This window comes from Pseudomonas sp. 21615526 (assembly GCF_013386245.1).
In the GTDB taxonomy this organism is placed as follows: Bacteria; Pseudomonadota; Gammaproteobacteria; order Pseudomonadales; family Pseudomonadaceae; genus Aquipseudomonas.
The window spans coordinates 53,922-71,303 of record NZ_JACAOM010000075.1 but is presented as its reverse complement, the minus strand read 5'-3'; the positions used below and the strand labels follow the sequence as shown (position 1 = coordinate 71,303).

At 62.0% G+C, this 17,382-nt stretch carries 15 protein-coding genes and 1 pseudogene; 12 read left to right on the top strand and 4 right to left on the bottom strand.

The annotated features are described in order from the left end of the window. Positions 1–114, bottom strand: a pseudogene (locus HX786_RS32355) (ribose 5-phosphate isomerase A); the annotation flags it as partial. Positions 115–241: 127 nt separating this feature from the next. Between HX786_RS32355 and ilvA the strand changes: the two are divergent. Beyond that, positions 242–1,756, top strand: coding sequence for a threonine ammonia-lyase, biosynthetic (gene ilvA / locus HX786_RS21745; RefSeq protein ID WP_003213834.1), 1,515 nt, complete (start codon positions 242–244; stop codon positions 1,754–1,756). Between the two features lie 40 nt (positions 1,757–1,796). Continuing rightward, entirely contained in the window at positions 1,797–2,210 is a 414-nt protein-coding gene (locus tag HX786_RS21740; RefSeq protein WP_102370118.1) for a DUF2269 family protein, read from the top strand. Positions 2,211–2,322: 112 nt separating this feature from the next. Here the strand turns inward: HX786_RS21740 and HX786_RS21735 are convergent, their stop codons facing one another. Further along, the gene (locus HX786_RS21735; RefSeq protein ID WP_178912572.1) at positions 2,323–2,979 is read right to left on the bottom strand and encodes an HAD family phosphatase; all 657 of its coding nucleotides are present in this window, start codon (positions 2,977–2,979) and stop codon (positions 2,323–2,325) included. A 143-nt stretch (positions 2,980–3,122) separates the two neighbouring features. Here HX786_RS21735 and HX786_RS21730 point away from each other — a divergent pair, with 143 nt between their 5' ends. Next, positions 3,123–3,602 (top strand): RNA pyrophosphohydrolase, encoded by a 480-nt coding sequence (locus tag HX786_RS21730; protein WP_003176750.1) that lies wholly within the window; start codon positions 3,123–3,125, stop codon positions 3,600–3,602. 22 nt (positions 3,603–3,624) lie between these two features. After that, positions 3,625–5,904 carry a phosphoenolpyruvate--protein phosphotransferase gene (gene ptsP, locus HX786_RS21725; RefSeq protein ID WP_003213828.1) on the top strand — a complete coding sequence of 760 codons (2,280 nt, stop codon included), beginning with the start codon at positions 3,625–3,627 and terminating at the stop codon, positions 5,902–5,904. Between the two features lie 137 nt (positions 5,905–6,041). Here the strand turns inward: ptsP and HX786_RS21720 are convergent, their stop codons facing one another. Next, positions 6,042–6,788: an NRDE family protein gene (locus HX786_RS21720; RefSeq protein WP_003213826.1), complete on the bottom strand. Its 747-nt coding sequence runs from the start codon at positions 6,786–6,788 to the stop codon at positions 6,042–6,044. 89 nt (positions 6,789–6,877) lie between these two features. Between HX786_RS21720 and HX786_RS21715 the strand changes: the two genes are divergently transcribed. The 3 genes from HX786_RS21715 to HX786_RS21705 all read left to right on the top strand — a co-directional run bounded on the left by HX786_RS21715 (position 6,878) and on the right by HX786_RS21705 (position 9,424). Continuing rightward, complete coding sequence (locus HX786_RS21715) at positions 6,878–7,660, top strand: sulfite exporter TauE/SafE family protein (RefSeq protein ID WP_003213825.1); 783 nt, start codon at positions 6,878–6,880, stop codon at positions 7,658–7,660. 66 nt (positions 7,661–7,726) lie between these two features. Further along, positions 7,727–8,539, top strand: a complete 813-nt coding sequence (gene lgt, locus HX786_RS21710; protein ID WP_003213823.1) for a prolipoprotein diacylglyceryl transferase — start codon at positions 7,727–7,729, stop codon at positions 8,537–8,539. A gap of 51 nt (positions 8,540–8,590) precedes the next feature. Beyond that, positions 8,591–9,424, top strand: a complete 834-nt coding sequence (locus tag HX786_RS21705) for a thymidylate synthase (protein WP_008438950.1) — start codon at positions 8,591–8,593, stop codon at positions 9,422–9,424. 124 nt (positions 9,425–9,548) lie between these two features. Here HX786_RS21705 and cadR read toward each other — a convergent pair whose 3' ends face one another. Beyond that, positions 9,549–9,998 carry a Cd(II)/Pb(II)-responsive transcriptional regulator gene (cadR, locus tag HX786_RS21700; protein ID WP_003213819.1) on the bottom strand — a complete coding sequence of 150 codons (450 nt, stop codon included), beginning with the start codon at positions 9,996–9,998 and terminating at the stop codon, positions 9,549–9,551. A gap of 85 nt (positions 9,999–10,083) precedes the next feature. Between cadR and HX786_RS21695 the strand changes: the two genes are divergently transcribed. The 5 genes from HX786_RS21695 (at position 10,084) to HX786_RS21675 (ending at position 17,308) form a co-directional block, all read left to right on the top strand. Next, positions 10,084–12,372 (top strand): heavy metal translocating P-type ATPase, encoded by a 2,289-nt coding sequence (locus tag HX786_RS21695; RefSeq protein ID WP_178912571.1) that lies wholly within the window; start codon positions 10,084–10,086, stop codon positions 12,370–12,372. A gap of 16 nt (positions 12,373–12,388) precedes the next feature. Further along, positions 12,389–13,252 carry a LysR family transcriptional regulator gene (locus HX786_RS21690; protein WP_178912570.1) on the top strand — a complete coding sequence of 288 codons (864 nt, stop codon included), beginning with the start codon at positions 12,389–12,391 and terminating at the stop codon, positions 13,250–13,252. A gap of 225 nt (positions 13,253–13,477) precedes the next feature. Next, the gene (locus HX786_RS21685; protein WP_023659299.1) at positions 13,478–14,542 is read left to right on the top strand and encodes a putative 2-aminoethylphosphonate ABC transporter ATP-binding protein; all 1,065 of its coding nucleotides are present in this window, start codon (positions 13,478–13,480) and stop codon (positions 14,540–14,542) included. Between the two features lies 1 nt (position 14,543). Next, positions 14,544–16,268 carry a putative 2-aminoethylphosphonate ABC transporter permease subunit gene (locus HX786_RS21680; protein WP_178912569.1) on the top strand — a complete coding sequence of 575 codons (1,725 nt, stop codon included), beginning with the start codon at positions 14,544–14,546 and terminating at the stop codon, positions 16,266–16,268. 23 nt (positions 16,269–16,291) lie between these two features. Beyond that, entirely contained in the window at positions 16,292–17,308 is a 1,017-nt protein-coding gene (locus tag HX786_RS21675) for a putative 2-aminoethylphosphonate ABC transporter substrate-binding protein (RefSeq protein ID WP_003213811.1), read from the top strand. The last annotated feature ends 74 nt before the right edge of the window (positions 17,309–17,382 follow it).

Below are 17,382 nucleotides of genomic sequence, written 5' to 3'. Positions count from 1 at the left end.
GCAGTTGGCGGTGGAACCGGTGCCGACACCGACGATGCTTTTATCGTCGAGTTTAGGAAGGATTAAATCGACGGCGGCCTGGGCCACTGCCTGTTTGAGTTGATCCTGGGTCATGCGGGCTCCGGAACGGGCGGGGAGTAAAGAGGGGCGCGAGTATAACCCAACAAAACCTCGGTTTTCGTGTGGTCGCCCGGCCAAACGCTGGGTTAGACTCGCCCAACCCGCCCAGTGATGCTTTCCGATGCTTGAACAGTACGTCAAAAAGATCCTCACCTCGCGCGTTTACGACGTTGCCGTAGAAACCCCGCTGCAGACCGCCCGCCAGCTCTCCGAGCGGCTGGGCAACAAGGTCTGGCTCAAGCGCGAAGACTTGCAGCCGGTGTTCTCGTTCAAGATTCGCGGTGCCTACAACAAGCTGACCCAACTGAGCGCCGAAGAACGTGCGCGCGGCGTAGTCACCGCTTCGGCGGGCAACCATGCCCAGGGCCTGGCCCTGGCGGCCAAGGTGCTGGGGGTCAAGGCCACCATCGTGATGCCCAAGACCACCCCCGAGATCAAGGTCGAAGGCGTGCGTTCCCGTGGCGGCAAAGTGGTGCTGCACGGGGATTCTTTCCCGGAAGCCCTGGCGTATTCGCTGAAGCTGGTCGACGAAAAAGGCTACGTCTACATTCACCCCTACGATGATCCGCACACCATTGCCGGGCAGGGCACCGTGGCGATGGAGATCCTGCGCCAGCACCCGGGGCCGTTGGACGCGATTTTCGTCCCGGTGGGCGGCGGCGGCCTGATTGCCGGTATCGCGGCCTACGTGAAATACCTGCGGCCCGAAATCAAGATCATCGGCGTCGAGCCGGACGACTCCAACTGCTTGCAAGCCGCCATGGCGGCGGGCGAGCGCGTGGTATTGCCGACCGTGGGCATCTTCGCCGACGGCGTGGCAGTGGCGCAGATCGGCCAGCACACCTTCGACATCTGCAAGGACTACGTGGATGAAGTGATCACCGTCAGCACCGATGAAATCTGCGCGGCGATCAAGGACATCTACGACGACACCCGCTCCATCACGGAGCCGGCTGGCGCCCTGGGCGTGGCGGGCATCAAGAAGTACGTCGAGACCCGTGGCATCACCGGGCAAACCCTGGTGGCCATCGATTCCGGGGCCAACGTCAACTTCGACCGCCTGCGCCATGTGGCCGAGCGCGCCGAGCTGGGTGAAGGCCGCGAAGCCATCATCGCCGTGACCATCCCCGAGAAGCCGGGCAGCTTCAAGGCCTTCTGCGAGGCCGTGGGCAAGCGCCAGATCACCGAATTCAACTACCGCTACCACTCTGGTCGCGAGGCGCACATTTTTGTCGGCGTGCAGACCCACCCGGAAAACGACCCGCGCAGTGCGCTGATCGCCAGCCTCACCAGCCAGGGTTTTCCGGTGCTGGACCTGACGGAAAACGAACTGGCCAAGCTGCACATCCGCCATATGGTCGGTGGCCATGCGGCGCACGTCAGCGACGAGGTGGTGTTCCGCTTCGAATTCCCGGAACGTCCGGGGGCACTGTTCAACTTCCTTAACAAATTGGGCGGGCGCTGGAACATCTCGATGTTCCACTATCGCAACCACGGCGCCGCCGATGGGCGCGTGGTGGCGGGCCTGCAAGTACCGGCGGACGAGCGTCACCTGGTGCCGGCGGCGCTGGAGGCCATTGGCTACCCGTACTGGGATGAAAGTGATAACCCGGCCTACCAGCTGTTCCTCGGTTGAGCGACTACGCTGACTGGGCGGCCTTCAAGGAATCGAGAACATGGAAACGCTGACCACCCTTAAAGTTATCCACATCGCGGCCACGGTGTTGCTGCTGCTCAGCGGCCTCGCCCTGGCAGTGCTGGCCTGGCGCAAACGCAGCGCGGGGCCGGCCTATACCGTGCAGCGGCCGTGGGTGTTTGTGTGGTTGTTGATGGGCATTTGCGTGGTGAGCATGCCGTTCACCGGCTGGTGGCTGGCGCACCTGATCGGCTGGCCGCTGGGGCAAACCTGGATCCTGGGTTCCAGCGTGATCTACACCGTGGCGGCGCTGAGCTGGTTCTGGCTGGTGGTGCGGCTTAATCGGCTGCGGTTGGGCGGGGCGGGGAGTTTGAACTTTACCGTGGCGCTGGCGGTGGTGAGCCTGGTGGGGTTTGTGGCGATTGCCGGGTTGATGGGTGCCAAGCCGGTTTAAGGCTTGAGACCGAGTTGCCTCCATTCGCGAGCAAGCCCGCTCCCACATTTGACTGCATTCCAAAGGTGGAACTCGAGCAAATGTGGGAGCGGGCTTGCTCGCGAAAGCTTTATCAGCCGCGCAGGCTAATCACCGGCCAACCACGCTTCTCAGCCTCAGCCCGCAAATTCGGATCTGGATCCACCGCCACCGCATGTGTCACCTGCTCCAGCAACGGCAGGTCATTCATCGAGTCGCTATAGAAGTAGCTGTCCTCCAGGTTGTACCCGGTCTCTTCCAGCCAGCGATTCAAGCGCGTCACCTTGCCCTCACGGAAGCACGGAATATCTGTGCTGCGCCCTGTGTAGCGCCCGTCTTCCATCTCGCATTCCGTCGCAATCAAGGTTTCAACCCCCAGTCGCTCGGCAATCGGCGCGGTCACAAAACGGTTGGTCGCGGTGATGATCACCAGCTTGTCGCCCGCCGCCCGGTGCTTGGCCAGCAACTCAACCGCCTTGGGCAGCATGATCGGCTCGATGCAGTCGCGCATGTAGTCGCGATGCCATTCATCCAGCTGGGCCATCTCGGTGCGGCCGAGGATTTCCAGGCAGAAGTTCAGGTACTCGGCGTTATCCAGCTTGCCGGCCAGGTAGTCCTGGTAGAACTCGTCGTTGCGGGCCTTGTAGGCCACCGCGTCGAGAATCCCGCGTTCACAGAGGTAATCGCCCCAGGCGTGATCGCTGTCACCCCCCAAAAGCGTGTTGTCCAAGTCGAATAAAGCCAGGCGCATTGCAGTTACTCGCTGAAAAGTCTGTAAAAAGGCGTCCAGAATACGGTCTTTTCACAAGAGTGCACATAAGGTAAGCAGCCTCGTTGCCGCTGTATCAATCTTTGTGGAACAATGCGGTGACATGCGTTTGCGAGGTTGTTGCCGTGATCGACCCCGATGGTTTCCGTCCTAATGTCGGGATTATTCTTACGAATGATGCCGGACAGGTGCTATGGGCTCGCCGTATCAACCAAGATGCCTGGCAGTTTCCTCAAGGCGGAATCAACCCCGACGAAACCCCTGAAGACGCCTTGTACCGTGAGTTGAACGAAGAAGTAGGCCTTGAACGTGAAGATGTGCAAATTCTGGCCTGCACCCGAGGCTGGTTGCGCTATCGTTTGCCGCAACGTCTGGTGCGTACCCACAGCCAACCGCTGTGCATCGGCCAGAAACAGAAATGGTTTCTCCTGCGCCTGATCTCCAACGAGCAGCGGGTGCGGATGGATTTGACCGGTAAACCGGAGTTCGATGGCTGGCGCTGGGTCAGTTATTGGTATCCGTTGGGCCAGGTGGTGACATTCAAGCGCGAGGTTTATCGTCGCGCTCTTAAAGAGCTTGCCCCGCGCCTTTTAGCGCGCGACTGACGACGGAGTTCGACCCCGAGCCATGCTCAATACGCTGCGCAAGATCGTCCAGGAAGTTAACTCCGCCAAGGATCTCAAGGCGGCGTTGGGGATTATTGTGTTGCGCGTCAAGGAAGCCATGGGCAGCCAGGTCTGCTCGGTTTACCTGCTGGACCCCGAGACCAACCGTTTTGTCCTGATGGCCACCGAGGGCTTGAACAAGCGCTCCATCGGCAAGGTCAGCATGGCGCCCAATGAAGGTCTGGTGGGCCTGGTGGGGACGCGTGAAGAACCCCTGAACCTCGAAAACGCGGCCGATCACCCGCGTTATCGCTACTTTGCCGAAACCGGTGAAGAGCGCTACGCCTCGTTCCTCGGTGCGCCGATCATTCACCACCGCCGCGTTGTCGGCGTGTTGGTCATCCAGCAGAAAGAACGCCGCCAGTTCGACGAAGGTGAAGAAGCCTTCCTTGTGACCATGAGCGCGCAGCTCGCCGGGGTTATCGCCCACGCCGAGGCCACCGGTTCGATTCGCGGCCTGGGACGCCAGGGCAAGGGCATCCAGGAAGCCAAGTTCGTCGGCGTGCCGGGTTCGCCGGGTGCTGCTGTCGGTACCGCCGTGGTCATGCTGCCGCCCGCCGACCTGGACGTGGTGCCGGACAAGACCGTCACCGACATCGACGCTGAAATCATCCTGTTCAAGACCGCCCTCGAAGGCGTACGCAATGACATGCGCACCCTCTCGACCAAGCTGGCCACCCAGCTGCGGCCTGAAGAGCGGGCGTTGTTCGACGTGTACCTGATGATGCTCGACGACGCGTCCCTGGGCAGCGAAGTCAAGGACGTGATCAAGACCGGCCAGTGGGCCCAGGGCGCGCTGCGCCAGGTGGTCACCGATCACGTCAACCGTTTTGAATTGATGGACGACGCCTACCTGCGCGAGCGCGCCTCGGACGTGAAGGACCTCGGTCGCCGTCTGCTGGCCTACCTGCAGGAAGAGCGCTCGACCACGTTGGTGTACCCCGACAACACCATCCTGATCAGTGAAGAACTGACCGCCACCATGCTCGGCGAAGTGCCGGAAGGCAAACTGGTGGGCCTGGTCTCGGTACTGGGTTCGGGCAACTCCCACGTCGCGATCCTGGCTCGGGCCATGGGCATTCCGACGGTGATGGGTCTGGTGGACCTGCCGTATTCCAAGGTCGACGGCATCGAAATGATCGTCGACGGCTACCACGGCGAGGTCTACACCAACCCCAGCGAAGTGCTGCGCAAGCAATACGCCGAAGTGGTGGAAGAAGAACGCCAGCTGTCCCAGGGCCTCGACGCCCTGCGGGAACTGCCGTGCGTGACCCTCGACGGCCACCGCGTACCGCTGCTGGTCAACACCGGCCTGCTGGCGGACGTGGCACGTGCACAACAGCGCGGCGCCGAAGGGGTGGGCCTGTACCGCACCGAAGTGCCGTTCATGATCAACCAGCGTTTTCCGAGTGAGAAGGAGCAGCTGGCGATTTATCGCGAGCAACTGTCCGCCTTCCATCCGTTACCGGTGACCATGCGCAGCCTGGACATTGGCGGCGACAAGTCACTGTCGTATTTCCCCATCAAGGAAGACAACCCCTTCCTTGGTTGGCGCGGTATTCGCGTTACCCTCGACCATCCTGAAATCTTCCTCGTCCAGACCCGCGCGATGCTCAAGGCCAGCGAAGGCCTGAACAACCTGCGCATCCTGCTCCCGATGATCTCCGGCACCCACGAGCTGGAAGAAGCCCTGCACCTGATCCACCGTGCCTGGGGCGAAGTGCGCGACGAAGGCGCCGACGTGCCGATGCCGCCGATTGGCGTGATGATCGAGATTCCGGCGGCGGTGTACCAGGCCAAGGAGCTGGCGCGGCAGGTGGACTTCCTGTCGGTGGGCTCCAACGACCTGACCCAGTACCTGCTGGCCGTGGACCGCAACAACCCGCGGGTGGCCGACCTCTACGACTACCTGCACCCGGCGGTGCTGCAAGCCTTGCAGAACGTGGTGCGCGACGCCCATGCCGAAGGCAAGCAGGTGAGTATCTGCGGCGAGATGGCCGGTGACCCGGCGGCGGCTGTGCTGTTGATGGCGATGGGCTTTGACAGCCTGTCGATGAACGCCACCAACTTGCCGAAGGTGAAATGGATGCTGCGCCAGATCAACCTGAGCCGGGCCAAGGAGCTGCTGGCGGAGTTGATGACTATCGACAACCCGCAAGTTATCCACAGCTCGCTGCAATTGGCGCTGAAGAACCTTGGGTTGGCGCGGATGATCAACCCGGCGTCTGCAAAGAGCCTCTAACCGGATTTCAGAGCCTGTCCCCAATCGAAATGTGGGAGCGGGCTTGCTCGCGAAAGCGGTGCATCAGTCAGCTTATGTATTGGCTGACACGCCGCCTTCGCGAGCAAGCCCGCTCCCACATTTGGTTTGCGTGAGGTTCAGATTTTGAGTTCAACTTCACCCAACTGTCCGCCATAGGGCCCAAAACTGCGCTCCACGATATGCCGCGTCCCGTCGGCATTCACAATCAGCGCCGTGCTCGCCCGCGTCCCGTAACTGGGGCTGGCAATAAACACACTCGACAGCAAACTCTCCGTCGCCAAGCCCACGCCGGTGTCCGGCAAGTCAGCAAACGGCGCCGTCTGCGGGTCGCTCAAAATCCCCAGCAAGGCTTCAGGCTGCGGATCGTCCAGCACTTCTGTCAGCGCCGCCTTGGCCTTCAACAACTTCGGCCATGGCGTATCCAGGCCGGCATTGGATAACCCATAAACCCCCGCCACCAATGGTGTCGGCGCAGATTCCTTGGCGTTGTAATGCCAAAGCTCGTCCCGCGTCCCGACCAGCAGGTTAAACCCGGCATATTCAATCGATCTGCCATTAACGTCGGCCAAATAGTCGTCAATCGACAGCGAACCGCTGAGAAAGCGCGCCACCAACTCACCCCGCGACTTGCGCGCCGGCGGCTGGTGCGGGTCACGGATATTGGTCAGCGCCGCAAAGCGCCCGTCTGCGCCAACTCCCAGCCAGGTCCCGCCCGCTTCCTGGTCCCTGCCCGCGTAAACATGGGGCGCATCCAGCCACTGGGCCAACGGCAAACTGGGCCGGGCATAAAATTCATCACGGTTGGCCGCGACGATCAGCGGCTGGGCGTGGCCCGGCCGCCAGGCGAAAACAATCAGGCACATAAGGCGATCCCTTTGTGTTTTGCCCACTCTACCCATAGAACCCTGTGCTTTGCATCCGTTAACATGCCGGTCTGTTTTCGGGGGCTCCCATGGAATTTCTGCTGTATTTGCTGCTGGGATCCTGCGCGGGCATGCTCGCCGGGCTGTTCGGCGTGGGCGGCGGCATCATTATTGTGCCGGTGCTGGTGTTCAGCTTCACCTTGCAGGGCTTCGATCCCGCGGTGCTGACCCACCTCGCTGTCGGCACGTCCCTGGCGTCTATTATCTTCACGTCGGTGAATGCGGTGCGTGAGCATCATCGGCGCGGCGCCGTGCGCTGGCCGATCTTCGTATGGATGGCCGTGGGTATCCTGCTGGGCGCGGGCGTTGGCGCGCTGACCGCCGAGGCGATCTCCGGGCCGCATCTACAGAAGATCATCGGTGTGTTCGCCCTGGTGATCGCCGTGCAGATGACTCTGGAGCTCAAGCCCAAGGCCAGCCGCCAGGTGCCGGGCAAGCTCGGCCTGACCCTGGCGGGCGGCGTGATCGGCTGGTCGTCGGCGATTTTCGGCACCGGCGGCGGTTCGTTGACCGTGCCGTTCCTGACCTGGCGCAGCGTGCCGATGCAGCAGGCAGTGGCCACTTCGTCGGCCTGCGGCTTGCCGATCGCCCTGGCCAGTGCGTTAAGTTTCATGATTCTGGGCTGGCATGATCCGCTGCTGCCCGATCATAGTCTCGGCTTTGTGTACTTGCCGGCGCTGCTGGGCATCGCCCTGACAAGCATGGTGGCGGCCCGTTTCGGCGCGCGCCTGGCGCACCGGTTGTCGCCGCGCTTGCTCAAGCGGCTGTTCGCCGGGCTGCTGTTTTGCGTAGGGCTGAATTTTTTGCTGTAACGCAGGCTTAATCGCGCACCGGCATGGTCCGATGCGCCATGACTATTGATTTAACGAGGAGTCGCAATGCTGCCTTACCCGCAGATCAACCCGGTGGCCGTGGCCATCGGTCCGCTGCAAATCCATTGGTACGGGTTGATGTACCTGATCGGCATCGGCGGTGCCTGGCTGCTGGCTTCCCGGCGCCTGAACCGTTTCGACCCGACCTGGACCAAGGAGAAGCTCTCCGACATGGTGTTCTGGATGTCGATGGGGGTCATCGTCGGCGGACGCCTGGGTTATGTGCTGTTCTACGACCTGCCAGCCTACATCGCCAACCCGACGCTGATCTTCGAGGTGTGGAAGGGCGGCATGGCGTTCCACGGCGGGTTTGTGGGGGTGATGATCGCCGCCTGGTGGTTTGGCCGGCGTAACGGTAAGTCGTTCTTCCAGTTGATGGACTTCGTCGCACCGTTCGTGCCGATTGGCCTGGGTGCCGGGCGCATCGGCAACTTCATCAACGCCGAACTGTGGGGCAAGCCGACTGACGTGCCGTGGGCCATGGTGTTCCCGCCGTTCAGCGACCCGGCGCAATTGCCGCGCCACCCCTCGCAGCTGTACCAGTTCGCCCTGGAAGGCGTGGCGCTGTTCCTGATCCTCTATATCTTCTCGCGCAAGCCACGCCCGACCATGGCCGTTTCGGGGATGTTCGCGTTGTTCTACGGGATCTTCCGCTTTATCGTCGAGTTCGTACGGGTGCCGGATGCGCAACTGGGCTACCTGGCGTGGGGCTGGGTGACCATGGGTCAGATTCTCAGCCTGCCGATGATCATCGCCGGCCTGGGCCTGCTGTGGTGGGCTTACAATCGCCCGCAAGGCATCAAGAACACCGCGCTTTAAATTCGAACGCCGGGGCCCGAGGGTCCCGGCTTCAACGATACAGGTATACACATGAAGCAATATCTCGAACTACTGAACGATGTCGTGACCAATGGCCTGACCAAGGGCGACCGCACCGGCACCGGCACCAAGGCCGTGTTTGCCCGTCAGTTTCGGCATAGCTTGGCCGACGGCTTCCCGCTGCTGACCACCAAGAAGCTTCACTTCAAAAGCATCGCCAACGAATTGATCTGGATGTTGAGTGGCAACACCAACATCAAGTGGCTGAACGAGAATGGCGTAAAAATCTGGGACGAATGGGCCACCGAAGACGGCGACCTGGGCCCGGTGTACGGCGAGCAGTGGACCGCCTGGCCCACCAAGGACGGCGGCAAGATCAACCAGATCGACTACATGGTCGAGACGCTGAAGACCAACCCCAACAGCCGCCGCATCCTGTTCCACGGCTGGAACGTCGAGTACCTGCCGGACGAGACCAAAAGCCCGCAGCAGAACGCCCGGGACGGCAAGCAAGCGCTGCCACCTTGCCACCTGCTGTACCAGGCGTTTGTGCATGACGGTCATCTGTCGATGCAGTTGTACATCCGCAGCTCAGATGTATTCCTCGGCCTGCCGTACAACACCGCTGCCCTGGCGTTGCTCACCCATATGCTGGCCCAGCAGTGCGACCTGATCCCTCACGAGATCATCGTCACCACGGGCGACACCCATGCCTACAGCAACCACATGGAACAGATCCAGACCCAGCTGGCGCGCACGCCGAAGAAGCTGCCGGAACTGGTGATCAAGCGCAAACCCGCGTCGATCTACGATTACAAATTCGAAGACTTTGAAATCGTGGGCTATGACGCTGATCCGAGCATCAAGGCCGATGTAGCGATCTAAAAGCGATCTCGGTCCAAATGTGGGAGCGGGCTTGCTCGCGAATACGGTGTATCAGAAACACATTCAGTGGCTGACACTCCGCTTTCGCGAGCAAGCCCGCTCCCACATTTTTTTGTGTACACATTCAATGCCCGTGGCTTCTGCCCACATGTGATGGCTCAGCCTCGCTGGCCGCGACACTCCCGCTGACTTCCAGCCGCTGCAAAATCCCGCACTGATCCAGATCCGGCCCGCCGCCACAGCGCTGGCGCAGGTCGAGCAACTGTTCCTGCAACGCCATAAGCCCGTCGATCCGCGCCTTGACGTGGTGGATATGCTCGTCGATCAACGCATTCACGCTTTCGCACTGGTCCTGAGGACTGTCACGCAGGCCCAGCAGGCTGCGAATTTCCTCAAGGGTCATGTCCAGGCTGCGGCAGTTGCGGATAAACACCAGCCGTTCGGTGTGCGCCTGGGTGTACAGCCGGTAATTACCGTCACTGCGCGCAGGCGGCGGCAGCAGGCCTTCTTTCTCGTAATAACGGATGGTTTCCACCTGGCAATCCGTCAATTTTGCCAATTCGCCGATCTTCATCGCAGCAATCTCCAAAAGGATGCTTGACCCTATAGTGGCTACAGGGTCTTTACTTGGCAACAGGCACCTTTACGGACGCGACAGAATGAGCGATTCCATCCACACCCCGCACAAGCACGACCACGACCACGACCACGACCATGATCATGACCACGCGCACGATCACGGCCCCAAGCTCAAACCTGTGCAGAAGCACGACCATGGCAGCCATGGCGATTCCTGCTGTTCCAGCAAGGCCGCGCCGGCGCTGGTAAAGCTGACTGAAGCCCCGACGGCGGGCTCGCGGCTGAGCACCTTCCGCATCGAAGCCATGGACTGCCCCACCGAGCAGACGCTGATCCAGAACAAACTGGGCAAGCTTGCGGGTGTGCAGCAGCTGGAATTCAACCTGATCAACCGCATTCTCGGCGTCACTCACGACCTGCCGACGACCGCGCCGATCATCGACGCCATCAAGTCCCTGGGCATGCAGGCGGACCCCATCGAAGAAGGCGTTGCCCCGGCTGAGCCGCCGGCGAAGAAGCACTGGTGGCCGCTGGCCGTGTCCGGCGTGGGCGCTCTGGGTGCTGAAGTGCTGCACTTCACCAACGCAGCCCCGACGTGGGTGATTGCCCTGGTCGCGCTGATCTCGATCTTCAGCGGCGGCCTCACCACCTACAAAAAGGGCTGGATCGCCCTGAAAAACCTCAACCTGAACATCAACGCCCTGATGAGCATCGCCGTCACCGGCGCGATCCTGATCGGCCAGTGGCCGGAAGCGGCGATGGTGATGTTCCTGTTCACCGTGGCCGAGTTGATCGAGGCCAAGTCCCTGGACCGCGCGCGCAATGCCATCAGTGGCTTGATGCAGATGACCCCGGAACAGGCCACGGTTCGTCAGGCCGACGGCAGTTGGGTTGAACAGGATGTCAAAATCATCGAACTGGGTGCCATCGTGCGGGTTCGTCCCGGCGAGCGTATTGGTCTCGACGGTGAAGTCACCTCCGGCCAGTCCACCATCGACCAGGCGCCGATTACCGGTGAAAGCCTGCCGATTGAAAAGACCGTGGGCGACAAAGTTTTCGCCGGCACCATCAACCAGGCCGGTTCCCTGGAATACAAAGTCACCGCCGCCGCCAATAACTCGACTCTGGCGCGGATCATCCACGCCGTGGAACAGGCCCAGGGCGCCCGTGCGCCTACCCAGCGTTTTGTCGACACCTTCGCCAAGGTCTACACCCCGGCGGTGTTTATCTTTGCCTTGGGCGTGGCGCTGATTCCGCCGCTGTTCATGGCAGGCGTGTGGTTTGATTGGATCTACCGTGCGCTGGTATTGCTGGTCGTCGCCTGCCCGTGTGCGCTGGTGATTTCCACCCCGGTGACCATCGTCAGCGGCCTGGCCGCCGCGGCGCGCAAAGGCATCCTGATCAAGGGCGGCGTGTACCTGGAGGGCGGTTACAAGCTCGACTACCTGGCCTTGGACAAGACCGGCACCATCACCCACGGCAAACCGGTGCAAACCGATTACCTGTCGCTGTTCCCGAACATGGAAGACAGCGCCCCAGCCCTGGCCGCGAGCCTGGCCGGACGCTCCGATCACCCGGTGTCCCTGGCCATCGCCAACGCGGCTGTGGATAAGAATCTCACCGTTCACACTGTGGATAACTTCGAAGCCCTGGCGGGTCGCGGTGTGAAGGGTGAAATCAATGGTGAAGTCTATTACCTGGGCAATCACCGTCTGGTGGAAGAGCTGAACCTGTGCTCGCCGGCCCTTGAAGAAAAACTCTTCGCCCTGGAAAAACAAGGCAAGTCCGTGGTCCTGCTGCTGGACAAATCTGGCCCGCTGGCGCTGTTCGCGGTGGCCGACACCGTGAAAGACACCAGCCGCGAGGCCATCCAACAGTTGCATGACCTGGGCATCAAGACCCTGATGCTCACCGGCGACAACACCCACACCGCCAAGGCAATCGCCGATCAGGTTGGCATCGACCAGGCCCAGGGCGACCTGTTGCCCACCGACAAACTGCAAGCCATCGAAGCGCTCTACGCCAAGGGCCACCGGGTGGGCATGGTCGGCGACGGCATCAACGACGCCCCGGCGCTGGCCCGTTCCGAGATCGGGTTTGCCATGGCCGCCGCCGGTACCGACACTGCCATCGAGACCGCCGACGTGGCGCTGATGGACGACGACCTGCGCAAGATTCCGGCATTCATTCAACTGTCGCGGCGCACGTCGAGTATCCTCAAGCAGAACATTGCCCTGGCCCTGGTGATCAAGGCGATCTTCCTGGCGGTGACCTTCCTTGGGATGGCCACCATGTGGATGGCAGTGTTCGCCGACATGGGCGTGAGCCTGCTGGTGGTGTTCAATGGTCTGCGCCTGTTGCGCAAATAGTCGATGAGAGGATGGTGTGCTGAGTGCCGAGCTGAAGGCGTTTTACATGGTCGCCCGCCTGGGCAGCATTACCCTGGCGGCGAAAAAGCTCGGGCTCAGCCAGCCCACGGTGACCACCCAGATTCGTCACCTGGAAAGCCAGTACTCGGTGGAGTTGTTCTACCGTGGCGGGCGCCGCCTGACCGTCAGCGACGAAGGCGCGCGGCTGTTGCCGATGGTCAAGGCGCTGTTGCAGCAGGAAGCGGACATCGAGTTTTTCCTGCGCAACAGTGGCCAGGTACAAGGGGCCTTGAGGATTGCCGCGACGGCGCCTTATTACATCCTCGACCTGGTCAAGACCTTCCGCGAGCGGCTGCCGCAGGTCGAGGTTTCGGTGGAGATCGGCAACTCCCAGCAGGTGCTGGAAGCGCTGGATGACTACCGCGTCGACGTCGCCGCCTCGTCCCAATTGCTTGAAGACCCGCGCCTGATCCGGCGGGTACTGGGCATGGACCCGCTGGTGCTGGCGGTGCATCGCAATCATCCGCTGGCGGTACTTGAACATGTACCGCTGACCGCGCTGGCCGGGCATACCTTGCTGATGCGCGAGCCGGGGTCGACCACCCGTCGATTGACCGAAGAGATGTTGCAGGGCGCCGGCGTGAGTTACGGGCCGCTGCTGGAGATCGGCAGCCGGGAATCGATCCGTGAGGCAGTGCTGCGCAATATCGGCATCAGCATCATCGCCCGCCAGGAAGTGCCCCACGATCCGCAACTGCGTGTGCTGACCATCGAGAATGCCCCGCAGATTCCCGAGTATTTGTACTGCCTCAAGGAGCGAAAGGGCGCGCGGTTGCCGGCGGCTTTCCTGGGGTTGGCGCAGGAAATGTCCCCTCTCTGATCGTTCCCACGCTCTGCGTGGGAATGCTGGCCTGGACGCTCCGCGTCCGCTCTTAAGGTCGTGACGCGGAGCGTCACAGGATGTATTCCCACGCAGAGCGTAGGAACAATCTGTTGGCACAACCCAAATCCACCAATACCACTATCGCCACGTTTTGCCTTTCTGCCACAAGAGGGACGCATTGCCTGCCTAGGATGACCTTCATCAGTTTGATGAGGTGCCTCCATGAACACAGCCATGACCAATCCCGGCGCGCCAATGAAGGTGCGCGGTGTACAGAAACGCTTCGGCGCCTTCACCGCGTTGGATAACGTGTCCCTGGACGTCGCCGCTGGCGAACTGGTGTGCCTGCTGGGCCCGTCGGGCTGCGGCAAGACCACCTTGCTACGCTGCATCGCCGGCCTGGAGCGCCAGGACAGCGGCGAGTTGTACCTCGGCGACCGCGATGTTTCCCTACTGGCACCCCAGGCTCGGGACTACGGCATTCTGTTCCAGTCCTACGCGCTGTTTCCCAATCTCACCGTCGAAGCGAACATCGGCTACGGCCTCACCGGCAGTGGCCGTGATGAAGTGCGCAAGCGTGTCGGGCAGATGCTCGAACTGGTGGGTTTGGTGGGCAGCGAAAAGAAATACCCCGGCCAACTTTCCGGCGGCCAACAACAGCGTGTGGCACTGGCTCGCGCCCTGGCGCCGGCGCCGTCCTTGCTGCTGCTGGACGAACCCATGTCGGCCCTCGACGCCCGGGTGCGCGAGCATCTGTGCACCGAGCTGCGCCAACTGCAGCGCCGCCTGGGCATCACCACCCTGATGGTCACCCACAACCAGGACGAGGCCATGCTGATGGCCGACCGCATCGCTGTGATGAACAACGGCAAGGTCGAGCAGTACGCCACGCCCCAGGAAATCTACGACCGCCCGGCCACACCGTTCGTGGCCGAGTTCGTCGGCCAGGGCAACTGGCTGCCGTTCAGTCGCAACAGCGCCAGCCACGCCCAGGTTGGCGGCATGAATATGCGCCTGGCGGACAACGCAGGCGTCGCGAAATCGGGCCGTCTGTTCTGCCGCCCGGAAGCCATCAGCGTCAACCCGCCGGTGCATGAAGAAAACCTGTTCCCGGCCAAGGTCCGCGAGATCACTTTCCTCGGCAACCGCTGCCGCATGAGCTTCGAGCTGGACCAACTGCCCGGCCATCCGCTGCTGGCCGAATTGGCCCCGGAAGCCATGCCGCGCCTTGGCGCCCAGGACATCTGGGTCGCGCTGCCCCCGCGCAGCCTGCAGGTGTTTGCCTGAGATGGCCCGCGATATGACTCTGCCGATACCCGATAACGTGGCTCGTCAGGTTTCCCGTGCCGAAGTCGGCGACCGTATTTTTGTGGTCGGCGGCAAGCTGTTATGGCTGTGCCTGCTGGGCGTTGCGGTACTGCTGCCGCTGCTGGCGATCTTCTGGCGCGGCTTCAGCAGTGAAGCCGGGCAGGGCGGTGGCCTGGTGGCGGCGCGGGAGTTGGTCACCAGCGACAATTTCCACTGGCTGCTCGGTAACAGCCTGAAGGTTTCCGGCAGCGTTGCCGCCATCGTCGTACCACTGGCTTATCTGTTTGCCTACGCTTTGCAACGCACGCTTATTCCGGGCAAGGCGATCTGGCGCGGCATGTCGCTGCTGCCGTTGATGGCGCCGTCGATGTTGCCCGGGATTGCGCTGGTCTACCTGTTCGGTAACCAGGGCATGTTGCGCGGGCTGCTGTCGGACAACATCTATGGCTTCTGGGGCATCGTCCTCGGCGAAGTGATCTACACCTTTCCCCATGCCTTGATGATCCTGTTGTCGGCGCTTTCCCTGGCGGATGCACGTTTGTTCGATGCCGCATCGAGCATGGGCGCGAGTCCCGCCCGGGCGTTTCGCAGCATCACCTGGCCGGCGACGCGCCAGGCCGTGTTTGCCGCGTTTTGTCTGGTGTTCACCCTGACCATCACCGACTTCGGTGTGCCTGTTGTAGTGGGCGGCGACTACCAAGTGTTGGCGCTGGAAGCCTACAAAGCCGTGGTCGGCCAGCAGCAATTCGGGCGGGGCGCCTTGATCGGCATGGTCCTGCTGCTGCCGGCGCTGTTCAGCTTCGGTGTCGACGCCTGGTTGCGCCGCCGCCATGGCGACTCCATGAGCGGCCGCGCCCAGGTGTTCCAGCCGGCGCCGTCGAAACTGCGGGATGGCTGCTACCTGGCCATCGTCCTGCTGATCTGCGCGATCCTGCTGCTGGTGTTCGGCATGGCGGTCTACTCATCCCTGGTGAAATTCTGGCCCTACAACCTGTCGCTGTCCCTGGCCCACTACCAGTTCGAAGACACGGCCGGCGGCGGCTGGCTGGCCTACCGCAACAGCATCACCATGGCCCTGTGCACCGCGTTGATCGGCAGCGTGCTGATCTTCACCGGCGCCTACCTGATGGAAAAGACCAGGGGCCAGAAGGGCCTGAACCTGGCGCTGCGCATGCTCAGCTTCGTGCCGATGGCGGTGCCGGGGTTGGTGCTGGGCCTGGGCTACGTGTTCTTTTTCAACCTCAACGGCAACCCGCTGCATGTGCTCTACGGCACCATGACGTTGCTGGTGGTGTGCACCATTGCTCACTATTTGACCACCGCCCAAATGACCGCCACCACGGCCCTGCGCCAACTGGACGCGGAATTCGAAGCCGCCGCGCTGTCGCTGAAGGCGCCGCTGTACCGCCATTACCTGCGGGTCACCGTGCCGATCTGCCTGCCGGCGCTGCTGGACATCGTGCGCTACCTGTTCGTCTCGGCGATGACCACCGTCTCCGCCGCGATCTTCCTCTACAGCCCCGACACCATCCTCGCCGCCGTCGCCGTACTGAACATGGACGACGCCGGCAACGTCGGCGGTGCGGCGGCCATGTCGACCCTGATCCTGTTCACCTCGGCGAGCGTGTCCTTGCTGCTGGCGTGGGCCTCACGCGGCTTGTTGCGCCGCTCCCAGGCCTGGCGCCAAACCGCGCCCGGCCAATAATTCACCCATAAAGGAACTGCACCATGTTCAAGCCCCTGGCGTTAGCCGCTGCTGTGCTCACTGCGTTCAGCCTGAATGCCTTTGCCGCCAAGACCGAGTTGACCGTGTACACGGCCCTCGAAGCCGAGCAATTGAAGACTTACAAACAAGCCTTCGAAAAGGTTAACCCGGACATCGAGATCAAATGGGTGCGCGATTCCACCGGCATCATCACCGCCAAGCTGCTGGCCGAAAAAGCCCGCCCGCAGGCTGACGTGGTCTGGGGCCTGGCGGCTTCCAGCCTGGCGATCCTCGACCAGCAGGGCATGCTGCAAAACTACGCACCGGCAGATTTGAGCAAGATCGGTGCGAACTACCGCGACGCCGCCAACCCGCCGGCCTGGGTCGGCATGGACGTGTGGGCTGCGACCATCTGCTTCAACACCGTCGAAGCCGAAAAGCAGGGCCTGAGCAAGCCGGTGAGCTGGCAGGACCTGACCAAGCCTGAATACAAGGGCAAGATCGTGATGCCCAACCCGGCCTCGTCCGGCACGGGCTTCCTGGATGTGAGTGCCTGGTTGCAGACCTTCGGCGAGAAGCAGGGCTGGCAGTACATGGACGACCTGCACCAGAACATCGGCCAGTACGTTCACTCCGGTTCCAAACCCTGCAAGCTGGCGGCCTCGGGTGAATTCCCGATCGGCATTTCCTTCGAATACCCGGCCGTTCAGCTGAAGCGCCAGGGCGCACCGCTGGACATCATCCTGCCGAAAGAAGGCCTGGGCTGGGATATCGAAGCCACTGCCGTGATCAAGGGCACTGCCCACGCAGACGCGGCACAGAAACTCGCCGACTTCTCCGCCAGCCCCGCGGCGATGGAGCTGTACAAGGAAAACTTCGCGGTACTGGCTCAGCCGGGTATTGCCAAGCCGCAGACCGAGTTGCCGGCGGACTACGAGCAGCGGTTGATCAAGAATGACTTTGCCTGGGCGTCGAAAAACCGCGACAGCATCCTGACCGAATGGCGCAAGCGCTATGACGGCAAGTCGGAAAAACAATAACTACCGATCGTTCCCACGCTCTGCGTGGGAACGCGGCTCTGGACGCTCTGCGTCCGCTTTTGTAGTCGTGACGC